Source organism: Yaniella sp. (genome assembly GCF_030453185.1).
In the GTDB taxonomy this organism is placed as follows: domain Bacteria; phylum Actinomycetota; class Actinomycetes; order Actinomycetales; family Micrococcaceae; genus Yaniella.
The window spans coordinates 44,937-56,106 of sequence record NZ_JAKDKW010000005.1 but is presented as its reverse complement, the minus strand read 5'-3'; the positions used below and the strand labels follow the sequence as shown (position 1 = coordinate 56,106).

Genomic DNA, 11,170 nt, shown 5'->3' with positions numbered 1-11,170 from the left:
TCTGATGGCTCAGTAGCCCGAACAACCCAGCGTTCCGGGGGTATTGAAGCCGGGATGTCCACCGGTGAACCAATCCGCGTGCGCGTTGCAATGAAGCCCATCGCTACTGTCCCGCGGGCGCTGCAAACCGTTGATCTTGCAACCGGTCATGCCACCAAGGCGCACCATCAGCGCTCTGATGTAACAGCTGTTCCAGCGTCCGGCGTCGTCGCCGAGGCCATGGTCGCACTCGTCGTCGCCGAAGAAGTGCTGGAGAAATTCGGGGGCGATTCTGTTGAAGAAACTCGCCGCAATATGCAGGCCTTCATCGGTGCCCTGAAACCCGTGCCTGAACCTGCCGAAGACGTAGCAACTCACGACGATATGGGTGACCCGTTATAACCATGTCTGACCAGTCAACTCCGATCATTCTGATCGGTCCCATGGGTTCTGGTAAGTCCATCGTGGGGCAACATCTAGCACAACGACTGAGCGCTTTGTACACCGATACCGATGCGCTATTCGTCGAACGTCACGGCGTAATTGGCACATACTTCACGGCCCATGGGGAACCGGCGTTTCGCGACGCAGAGCAGGACATCATCGCGGAAGTCGTAGATACGACAGATCTCGGGGTGCTGTCGCTGGGTGGAGGCGCGGTACTTCGGAGTGCTAATCGCGAAATTATTCGCGGCCGTGGGTACGTTGTATTTTTAGACGTTAGCGAAGAACAGGCATTAGAACGGCTCGGCGATGCCTCCGCTCGGCCAGTGTTGGCGGGGGATCCGGCCCGTAATTGGTCACGAATTCGTACCGCACGACTCGACCTGTTCCAAGCAACAGCCCACGACGTGATCGACACGACCGGATTAGACGTAGATGACGTGGCTACTAAGATTATCGACGGACACCAACAATTTTTGTCAAGGAAAACGATTACCTCTATGCCTGAAAACACGACAACTGATAGCACTGACCAGCCCACCGTGATTCCCGTCTCCGGCGGAGGAGCAAATGAAATCAACGGAGGCTACGATGTCGTCATTGGTCGTGGATTATTGTCCAAATTGCCGGCCATCCTGGGCCCCCATCCGTACCGCGTAGCGATTATCCTGCCCCGTGCGTTGCGGGCCACCGGTGACGTGGTGAAATCAGCACTCGATGAAGCCGGCTATAACGCCATTCTGGTAGAGATCCCAGATTCGGAAGAGGGCAAACACATCGAAGTCGCTTCGTTCTGCTGGCAAGTCTTAGGGCAAAGTGATTTCACCCGCTCCGACGCCGTTGTGTCGGTTGGCGGGGGAGCAGTTTCAGACCTGGCCGGATTTGTCGCAGCCACCTGGTTGCGTGGTGTACGTGTGGTTCATATGCCCACGACGTTATTAGGTATGGTGGATGCTGCAGTCGGCGGTAAAACCGGTATCAATACAGCAGAAGGCAAAAACCTCGTGGGGTCATTCCACCCACCCGCAGGGGTCCTAGCAGATCTCGATACTTTGCTCACTCTGCCGAAAAACGAGATCATTTCAGGTCTGGCAGAAGTGGTCAAGTGCGGTTTCGTCTCGGACGGGCGCATTCTGGACCTCATTGAAGAACATCAGAGCCAAGTCACGAATCCTCACTCGCCAGTCTTACGAGAACTCATAGAGCGCGCCGTACAAGTCAAAGCGGACGTCGTCACAAAGGACCTGAAAGAGTCCAACGAGCGGCACATGCTGAACTACGGACACACCCTGGGCCACGCGATTGAACTGGCAGAGCGGTACCAGTACCGTCACGGCGCTGCAGTAGCTGTAGGCATGGTCTTTGCTGCAGAATTGGCTCGTTCCGTTGGACGTCTCGACGACGCGACGGTGGAACGGCACAAGAACATCTTCGAAGGTATAGGCCTTCCGACTTCGTATCACGGCGACCGCTGGGCGACGCTGCTGGACGGTATTCGTCGAGACAAGAAGAACCGCGGCGAGCAACTCCGCTTCATCCTGCTCGAATCTCAAGGTTCACCGATCATCTACGACGTGCCAGATGAGTCACTGTTGTTTGCGGCTTACCAAGAAATCGCAGACTAGATCACCGCATAATTTCGGCCGTGGTCTACACTAGACCAAGGTCAAGTTATGCGACCGCGCCTGGAATCTGCCAGAATATGTACCTATCATAAAACTTCAACGGAGAATACGCCTCATGGTTATGCTCACCAGTAACGACATTAAAAACGGTTCGGTTGTCGTCGTCGACGGCCAACTGTGGCAGGTCCAAGAGTTCCAGCACGTCAAACCAGGTAAAGGTGGGGCATTCGTCCGCACCAAAATCAAAAACCTGACCTCGAATAAAATCGTCGACCGGACATGGAACGCCGGCGCTAAACTCGAATTTGCCAGCGTAGACCGTTCGGAGTACCAGTACCTGTACCGTGATGGCGATGAATTTGTCTTCATGGATCTGACCACCTTTGACCAGATCATGGTGCCAGCAAACGTCGTTGGCGATGCCGCGAACTTCTTGCTCGAAAACGACAAAGCGCAGATTGCTATTTCAGACGGTACGCCACTGTATCTCGAACTTCCGCCATCGGTGGTTCTAGAAATCACATACACCGAGCCTGGTCTGCAGGGCGACCGCTCATCGGGCGGTACAAAGCCAGCAACGCTGGAAACCGGGTACGAAATTCAGGTACCGCTGTTCATGGAAGTTGGAACCAAGGTTAAAGTAGACACCCGTAATGGTGAATACCAAGGCCGGGCGACAGAATAACGCTGGCACGGAGCATCACCACATTGTCTAAGAATCAAAAAGATCAGTCACGAAAGATCGGCTCCCGAGGAAGGGCGCGTCGTCGTGCTCTAGAAATCCTGTTCGAAGCCGAACATCGCAACACCCCACCGCTCGAGGCCCTGCAGCGTCGACGCGATTACACTGAACAAACCATCAATCCCTACACTACGAACATTCTTGACGGGGTGATTACCCATCAAGAACAAATTGATGAACTCCTCGCTCAGTATGCCCACGGTTGGACCATGGAACGCATGCTACCGATGGACAAGTCCATCCTGCGATTGGGCGCCTGGGAATTGCTGTTCAACGAGGAAGTGCCTGACGGCGCTGCCGTCAATGAAGCCGTAAACATGGCTCGTGAGTATTCCAACGATGACTCACCAACTTATGTCAACGGCGTGCTAGGCCGACTCCAAGAACTTAAACCGACGCTGTTTCTGTAACTGACCGCCCGTAGTGACCAACCGATGCTACAGTTGGGTTCAGTGAAACTGACGGGAACACCACACATCCCGCAGATCCTTTAATGCTCCGTCCAGTGAGGCGGGAAAGGAGATCATCGTGGTGCAAGAACCCGTGCGCAAAGCACGCACTGTGATGTCCGAGTCCGATATACACCGGGTCTTGACTCGCATTGCCCATGAAATTCTAGAAGCCAACCGCGGTGTTGAACATCTTATGCTTCTTGGCATCCCGCGCCGTGGCGTCCCACTGGCAAACCGGTTGGCAGAAAAACTGGCAGAAATTGAGCCAGAATATGTTGTGCTGGAACGTACCGGTCAACTCGACATCACGCTCTACCGCGACGATCTGGCACGAGCCGAGTCACGGATTCCCGCGACAACCATCATCCCACCGGCCGGTATCGATAACGCCGTCGTTGTATTGGTCGATGATGTGCTGTATTCCGGGCGAACAATTCGAGCCGCACTCGATGCACTTGCCGACATAGGCCGTCCTCGGACTGTCCGGTTAGCTGTTCTCGTAGACCGCGGACATCGTCAACTGCCGCTGCGCGCGGATTATGTTGGGAAGAACCTGCCGACCGCATCCTCGGAACGTGTGATGGTGCAATTGGCAGAAATTGACGGTGGCGACGACGACTATACGTCGGACCAAGTACAAATCGTGGATGTGATGCACTAATGCGCCACCTCTTAGCGACACGAAATCTGTCGTACGACAACGCCATGGCGATTCTCGACACTGCTCAAGAAATGGCAACCGTTTCAGCTCGCTCCATCAAAAAACTGCCGACTCTGCGCGGGCAGACGGTGGTCAATCTCTTCTTTGAAGATTCCACCAGGACCCGGACCTCATTTGAAGCTGCGGCCAAACGACTGTCAGCCGATGTCTTGAACTTCGCCGTCAAAACCTCATCGGTGTCTAAGGGGGAGTCCCTCAAAGACACCGTCCAAACACTCGAGGCCATCGGCGGTGATGCAATTGTTATGCGACACTGGGCCTCTGGAGCCGCCCAGCAACTGGCAAACTTCGGATGGTCATCGTCCGCTGTGATCAATGCCGGAGACGGAACGCATGAACACCCAACGCAAGCCCTCCTAGACGCCTTTACACTGCGTCACCGGTTACACGGCCTGCAGGCGTCGGGTAAAGACCTCAACGGGCTCCACGTGGTGATTGTTGGCGATATTTTGCACTCGAGAGTCGCCCGCTCAAATGTTTGGTTGCTGCATACACTCGGCGCCAAGGTCACCCTATCTGGGCCACCAACGCTGATGCCCGTCGGTGTCACCACATGGCCGGTTGAGATCAACTACGACCTGGACGCCCTTCTGACACAGCAGCCCGATGCGATCATGATGTTGCGCGTTCAAGCCGAGCGGATGTCAGGGGACTTCTTCCCCTCTGCTGCCGAATACACGCGCGGTTGGGGACTCACCAATGATCGGTACAAGACCATTGAGGGCGCAGGCACGCTCATTATGCACCCCGGACCGATGAATCGCGGGCTGGAAATCTCCGCGGCTGCTGCCGACTCCGCACAAAATACCGCACTTGAACAAGTTGCCAACGGCGTATCCGTGCGTATGGCAGTCCTCTACCTGTTGCTTGCAGGTCAACCAGGGCAATGAAAGGCCACACTATGACCATCACCTACCTCATCACGGGTGGCACCACCCCAGACGGCGTCCAAACAGATATTGCCATCGACTCAGACGGCGTTATTGCTGAACTTGGCCAAAACCTTAGAGCAGAAGAGTCCGTCGTCATCGACGCGACGAACAAAATTGTGCTGCCGGGCCTCGTGGATCTGCACACCCACCTACGCGAACCCGGCAATAATGATGCGGAAACCGTTGAAAGCGGCACAAGAGCAGCGGCTAAAGGCGGCTTTACCGCAGTCCACGCCATGGCGAACTCGAATCCCGTAGCCGATACCGCCGGCGTGGTTGAACAGGTTTTTAGCCTTGGCAAACAGGCCGGCTGGACTGATGTTCATCCGGTGGGAGCGGTGACAGTGGGATTGGCTGGCGAACGACTAGCCGAATTATCCGCCATGCATGACTCCGCAGCCAACGTGACGATGTTCTCCGACGACGGGATCTGCGTCTGGGACCCGGTGTTGATGCGACGTGCACTGGAATATGTGAAATCTTTTGACGGGTTTATCGCCCAACACGCACAGGAACCCCGTTTGACCGAAGGCGCCCAGATGAATGAATCGGCGCTGTCTTCGGAACTTGGCCTCACAGGCTGGCCGGCCGTTGCTGAAGAATCTATCATTGCCCGAGACGTTCTGCTCGCACAGCACGTGGACTCGCGGGTACACATCTGCCATGTCTCGACAGCTGGCTCAGTAGAACTGATTCGCTGGGCAAAATCACAAGGCATCAACGTGACCGCAGAAGTCACCCCGCATCACCTGTTACTGACCGAAGACTATGTCAAAACCTACGACCCCGTATATAAGGTCAACCCACCGCTGAGAAAAGACTCCGATGTGCTTGCACTGCGGCGAGGCCTGGCTGATGGCACCATTGACACGGTGGGCACCGACCATGCCCCGCACACTGAAGAAACCAAACAGTGTGAATGGGTTGTGGCGGCGATGGGGATGACCGGATTGGAAACCGCATTACCAGTCATCCAACACACCATGGTCGATACCGGTTTGATCGGTTGGCACGACGTCGCCCGCGTGATGTCGGCCAATCCTTCACGCATCTATCGCCATACGGATCAGGGGCAGCTGACCGACACCGGCGGGCTGGTCCAGGGAGCTGTGGCGAATATCGCCGTCTACGACCCGTCACATAAGTTCGTGGTCAACCCGACAGAACACGATTCAAAGTCAGCAAACTCACCCTATAAAAACATGGAATTATCAGGCCAAGTTACCGACGTGTTCTATCGTGGACATCAGGTCGTAGCTGATGCACGCGTGACCACACCATTTCAACACAGCCGATAAGGAAAGATCCCCACACTTGGACGAGACAACATTCACCGTAACGCTGAGCGCAATCCTCATTGCAGGGATCGTCGTCGGTATTATCGTTGGTTTCCGGAACCGCACGAAACGGCAACAGTACATCCCTGTACCAGCTGACGTGCCAGAAACCTTGCTGACTCAGCAGCCCATGGGCGCAGCCGAAGGCACGTACGTTACGACCGTACTCGGCCAAGAACTTCTCGAGCGAGTTACGGCCCACCATATGGGGAATCGCGGCCGAGCACAGGTCGAAGTGCACAAGACCGGAGTGGCCGTGCTCCGCGCCGGAGAGCCGAACTTTTTCATTCCCGTACACGACATTACCGGTGCCACCACCATCTCTGGGATGGCCGGAAAATTTGTCGAAAAAGATGGCATCTTGGCCATCACCTGGAACCTCGGTGAAGTCGACGTCACCACCGGTTTCCGCGCCGGAACTATCGCGGAGCACCAAGAACTTCGCACACAACTTGATATCCTCACCAACGGAAGGCAGACAGCATGAGCACATCAGCCAAACTTGTCCTGGCGGATGGCACCATCTACGCCGGGACCACCTACGCCGCAACCGGCAGCGTATTTGGCCAACTGGTTTTCGACACCACCATGACCGGATACCAGCACAGCCTCACGAACCCCTCCAATGCTGCCACCATCATGGTGTTTACTTTCCCTCACATTGGTAACGTCGGTGTCAACGCCGGCGATGCCGAATCAGAACACTACTGGCCCGGTGGCGTCGTCGTTCGCGATCCAGCCCGCATCCGATCGAATTGGCAGGCCGAACGTGACCTCAACGAGGTCCTAACCGAAGCCAACGTTGTGGGTGTCGCCAGTGTCGACACCCGCGCTCTGACTCGACACATCGCGGCGATGGGACAAGTTACCGCCGGAATTTTTGCCGGTGAGGACGCCGCAGACTCGGACGAAACCCTTATCGCCAAGGTTCGAGACTGGACTCAACCCACGGCAGCAACGCTGGTGGACACTGTCTCGACTCACAAGACCTATGCTGTCGAAGCGGACAACGCTCAAGCCACCGTGGCGCTCATTGACCTCGGTGTTCGTCAGGCAACGATCAACCAGTTGGTAGAACGTGGCAACACCGTACAGGTCATGCCAGCCTCCACCACCGCAGCCGATATCGCTGCAGCTGGTGTTGACGGGGTCGTCCTCTCCTCTGGGCCGGGCAACCCTGCAGACTTGGCGGACCATATTGGCCTTGCTCAGGCCTTGCTCAATGCGAAAACCCCACTGTTAGGCATTGGTCTGGGTCATCAACTGATCGGATTGGCTCTAGGTTTTGAAACCTACTTGCTGCCGCAGGCTCAACGAGGTCCAAACCAGCCGGTCTATGACGTCGCTTCGGGCCAGAGCCTCATCACCTCTCAAAACCATGCATATGCGCTGCAGGCCGAACAGGGCACTCACGCGGCGCCCCACGCCGACTACGGGCAAGTCACCGTTACCCAGTACAGCCTCAACGACAATTCGGTCGAATCTTTGGAACTGACCGACCTCCCTGTTGTCACCGTGCAGTACTACCCAGAAAACTCGGCACTAGAAACTGATGAGCCACACACGGTGTTTGACCGATTCGCAACCCTGATGGCCACCGGCGAGTAAGACGAAGGAATTCCAGACCATGCCAAAACGCACAGATCTCACATCCGTATTAGTCATCGGTTCCGGTCCGATTGTTATCGGCCAAGCTGCCGAATTCGATTATTCAGGAACCCAAGCCATCCGAGTGCTCAAAGCGGAAGGCATTCGAGTGGTGTTGGTCAATTCCAACCCGGCCACGATTATGACTGACCCCGAAATGGCCGATGCGACCTACGTCGAACCCATCACCGCCGACGTTGTCGAAAAAATTATTGCGGCTGAACGCCCCGATGCCATTTTGCCCACTCTGGGGGGTCAGACTGCGTTGAACACTGCGATTCAACTAGATGAGCGCGGCGTACTAGAACAATATGGTGTCGAGCTGATCGGTGCCAATATTGCGGCAATTGAATTGGGCGAAGACCGAGAAGCGTTTAAAGGCGTTGTCGAACGTTGCGGTGCAGAGTCGGCGCGCTCGGTCATCGTCAACACTATGGACGAGGCACTCGACGCTGCCCATGAACTCGGTTATCCCATGGTGGTACGTCCATCGTTTACTATGGGCGGTCTTGGTTCCGGTATGGCCTATGACGAAGCTGACCTGCACCGCATCGCCGGTGCCGGCCTGCAGTATTCGCCAACCTCAGAGGTCTTGCTAGAAGAGTCCATCCTGGGATGGAAAGAATACGAATTCGAAATGATGCGCGACAGCGCCGATAATGTCATCGCATTGTGCTCGATCGAAAACTTTGATCCGGTGGGTGTCCACACCGGGGATGCCATTACTGTTGCACCTGCTGTGACACTGACTGACCGTGAATACCAAAAGATGCGTGACATCTCGATCAAGATCATCCGAGAAGTCGGTGTGGCAACAGGTGGCTGTAACATCCAGTTTGCCGTTGATCCATCAGACGGCCGCATCATTGTTATTGAAATGAACCCGCGTGTATCACGCTCGTCAGCGCTGGCTTCCAAGGCCACCGGTTACCCGATTGCGAAAATCGCCACTAAACTTTCGCTGGGTTACACCCTGGATGAACTCACCAATGACGTCACCGGTACCACCACCGCTGCCTTCGAGCCGGCACTGGATTACGTAGCCGTCAAAGTCCCGCGTTTTGCCTTTGAGAAATTCCCAGCAGCGGATGCGACCCTGACCACCACCATGAAGGCCGTAGGCGAAGTGATGTCCATGGGACGAAACTTCGCTGAAGCACTGCAAAAAGCGCTGCGTTCTCTCGAACAAGACAACGATGCGGAACTGGACTTCACCGTGCCAAACGGTGCCGAAGTTGCCGAACTATTGGAAGCCTCCAAAACAGCGACAACCTCGCGACTGGGACAGGTTCAGCGTGCCCTGCTGGGCGGCGCGACGCCAGAGCAGATCTTCGCAACGACTCAAATCGATCCGTGGTTTATCGACCAGTTGATGTTGATCAATGAGGTGGCCACCGAGCTCCGCACCGCGAAGGAGCTCACTAAAGATCTTCTTCGTTGTGCCAAGCGTCACGGATTCTCAGATCGTCAGATCGGTGAATTACGCCACATGGATGAAGCGGTGGTGCGCGGAGTACGACACGCCCTCGGCGTTCGTCCAGTCTATAAATCTGTTGACACAGCGGCCGGTGAGCATATAGCCCAGGCCCCCTACCATTACTCGTCCTATGACGGTCAAGAAAGCGAAGTTGCAGAGCACCAACGCCGTACCGTGGTGATTCTGGGCTCCGGTCCAAACCGTATCGGTCAAGGTGTTGAATTCGACTACTCATGCGTTCACGCGACCATGGCGATGCAACAAGCTGGCTACGACACCGTGTTGGTTAACTGCAACCCCGAAACTGTTTCGACAGACTCCGATATGTCAGATCGACTTTATTTCGAGCCACTGACTTTAGAAGACGTCTTAGAGATTATCCATGCGGAAGAACAAACTGGCCCGGTTGAAGGGGTCTTTGTTCAGCTGGGGGGCCAAACACCGTTGAAATTGGCCCAGGATCTTGCGGATGCCGGAGTCACAATTCTCGGTACTTCCCCTGAGGCCATTGACCTGGCAGAGCACCGCGGGTTATTCGCACAGGTGCTACAGCAAGCAGACCTCGCTGCGCCCAAAAATGGGACCGCCGTATCATTCGAAGATGCCAAAGCCATCGCCGACGAAATCGGTTACCCAGTGCTGGTCCGCCCATCGTATGTATTGGGTGGTCGTGGCATGGAGATTGTCTACGGTGAAGAGCAGCTGTCGAACTACATCAAAAACGCTACCGCCGAAATCACGGCAGAACATCCCGTGCTCGTTGATCGATTCTTAGACGACGCCATTGAAATCGATGTGGACGCACTGTATGACGGTCACGAGTTATTCATGGGCGGCATCATGGAACACATCGAAGAAGCCGGCGTTCACTCTGGCGACTCCGCATGTGTGTTGCCGCCAACGACGCTGGCACCAGATGTCCTGGCTCGGGTTCGTGAAGCGACAGAATCCATTGCACAAGGCGTCGGGGTTCGTGGTTTGATCAATATCCAGTTCGCCTTGACCGCTGATATTCTCTACGTTATTGAGGCCAACCCCCGCGCATCTCGTACAGTGCCATTTGTGTCTAAAGCAACCGGCGTTGCTTTAGCCAAAGCTGCTGCGAAAATTGGCGTCGGGTCAACCATCGCAGAACTTCGTGAAACCGGTGACCTGCCGGCAACGCATGACGGTTGGTCGTTGCCACTTGGTGCGCCAATTGCAGTCAAGGAAGCAGTTCTGCCTTTCACACGGTTCCGGACTCCAGAAGGCCGTGTGGTCGACTCACTGCTAGGTCCAGAAATGCGTTCGACCGGAGAAGTCATGGGTATCGATAAGTACTTTGACACCGCATATGCTAAGTCGCAGGATGCAGTTGGTGGCAAGCTTCCGACCGACGGTCGTGTCTTCATCTCAGTGGCAAACCGCGATAAACGTGGCATTGTCGCACATGCCAAACGGTTGACAGAGTTGGGCTTTGAGCTGGTCTCAACTGGCGGTACCGCCGATGTATTGGCGCGTAACGGTATCGATACCGAAACCGTCGATAAAATTACGAGCGATGCCGACCTACCGGGAGAAACCATTCTCGATCAACTCGAAGATGGCAGAGTCGATTTGGTCGTCAACACTCCATCTGGTTCTGAAGCACGCGGAGACGGATACGAGATCCGGGCTGCGGCGAATTCACTTGGTGTACCTATAGTGACCACGCTGGCAGCCTTCGGTACTGCACTGCAAGCGATACAAGCCCAGCGTGAGTACTCCTGGGATGTCACGAGTCTGCAGGAACACGATCGCCGTCTTGCCGCAGTGGTTGAAAGCCAACGGTAGGA

The 11,170-nt window shown here is 55.5% G+C and carries 10 protein-coding genes and 1 pseudogene; all 11 read left to right on the top strand.

Annotated elements, in window-relative coordinates:
• Positions 1-381: chorismate synthase (locus L0H14_RS01865; RefSeq protein ID WP_301421337.1), on the top strand; the 381-nt coding region annotated here is incomplete at its 5' end.
• A 2-nt stretch (positions 382-383) separates the two neighbouring features.
• Positions 384-872, top strand: a pseudogene (locus L0H14_RS01860) (shikimate kinase); the annotation flags it as partial.
• Between the two features lie 51 nt (positions 873-923).
• Positions 924-2,048 carry a 3-dehydroquinate synthase gene (gene aroB / locus L0H14_RS01855; protein ID WP_301416610.1) on the top strand — a complete coding sequence of 375 codons (1,125 nt, stop codon included), beginning with the start codon at positions 924-926 and terminating at the stop codon, positions 2,046-2,048.
• 121 nt (positions 2,049-2,169) lie between these two features.
• Positions 2,170-2,733, top strand: coding sequence for an elongation factor P (gene efp / locus L0H14_RS01850; protein ID WP_301421339.1), 564 nt, complete (start codon positions 2,170-2,172; stop codon positions 2,731-2,733).
• 56 nt (positions 2,734-2,789) lie between these two features.
• Positions 2,790-3,200, top strand: a complete 411-nt coding sequence (nusB, locus tag L0H14_RS01845) for a transcription antitermination factor NusB (protein WP_301416606.1) — start codon at positions 2,790-2,792, stop codon at positions 3,198-3,200.
• Positions 3,201-3,321: 121 nt separating this feature from the next.
• Positions 3,322-3,903, top strand: coding sequence for a bifunctional pyr operon transcriptional regulator/uracil phosphoribosyltransferase PyrR (gene pyrR / locus L0H14_RS01840; protein WP_301416604.1), 582 nt, complete (start codon positions 3,322-3,324; stop codon positions 3,901-3,903).
• Positions 3,903-4,853, top strand: coding sequence for an aspartate carbamoyltransferase catalytic subunit (locus L0H14_RS01835; RefSeq protein ID WP_301416575.1), 951 nt, complete (start codon positions 3,903-3,905; stop codon positions 4,851-4,853). Before pyrR ends, L0H14_RS01835 begins: the two co-directional genes overlap by 1 nt.
• An 11-nt stretch (positions 4,854-4,864) precedes the next feature.
• On the top strand, positions 4,865-6,193 hold the full coding sequence (locus L0H14_RS01830; protein WP_301416573.1) for a dihydroorotase: 1,329 nt from the start codon (positions 4,865-4,867) through the stop codon (positions 6,191-6,193).
• A gap of 16 nt (positions 6,194-6,209) precedes the next feature.
• Entirely contained in the window at positions 6,210-6,719 is a 510-nt protein-coding gene (locus tag L0H14_RS01825) for a hypothetical protein (RefSeq protein ID WP_301416571.1), read from the top strand.
• On the top strand, positions 6,716-7,840 hold the full coding sequence (locus L0H14_RS01820) for a carbamoyl phosphate synthase small subunit (protein ID WP_301416570.1): 1,125 nt from the start codon (positions 6,716-6,718) through the stop codon (positions 7,838-7,840). The genes L0H14_RS01825 and L0H14_RS01820 overlap by 4 nt, the downstream gene beginning before the upstream one ends.
• 19 nt (positions 7,841-7,859) lie before the next feature.
• Positions 7,860-11,168, top strand: a complete 3,309-nt coding sequence (carB, locus tag L0H14_RS01815; RefSeq protein WP_301416568.1) for a carbamoyl-phosphate synthase large subunit — start codon at positions 7,860-7,862, stop codon at positions 11,166-11,168.
• Positions 11,169-11,170: the final 2 nt, after the last annotated feature.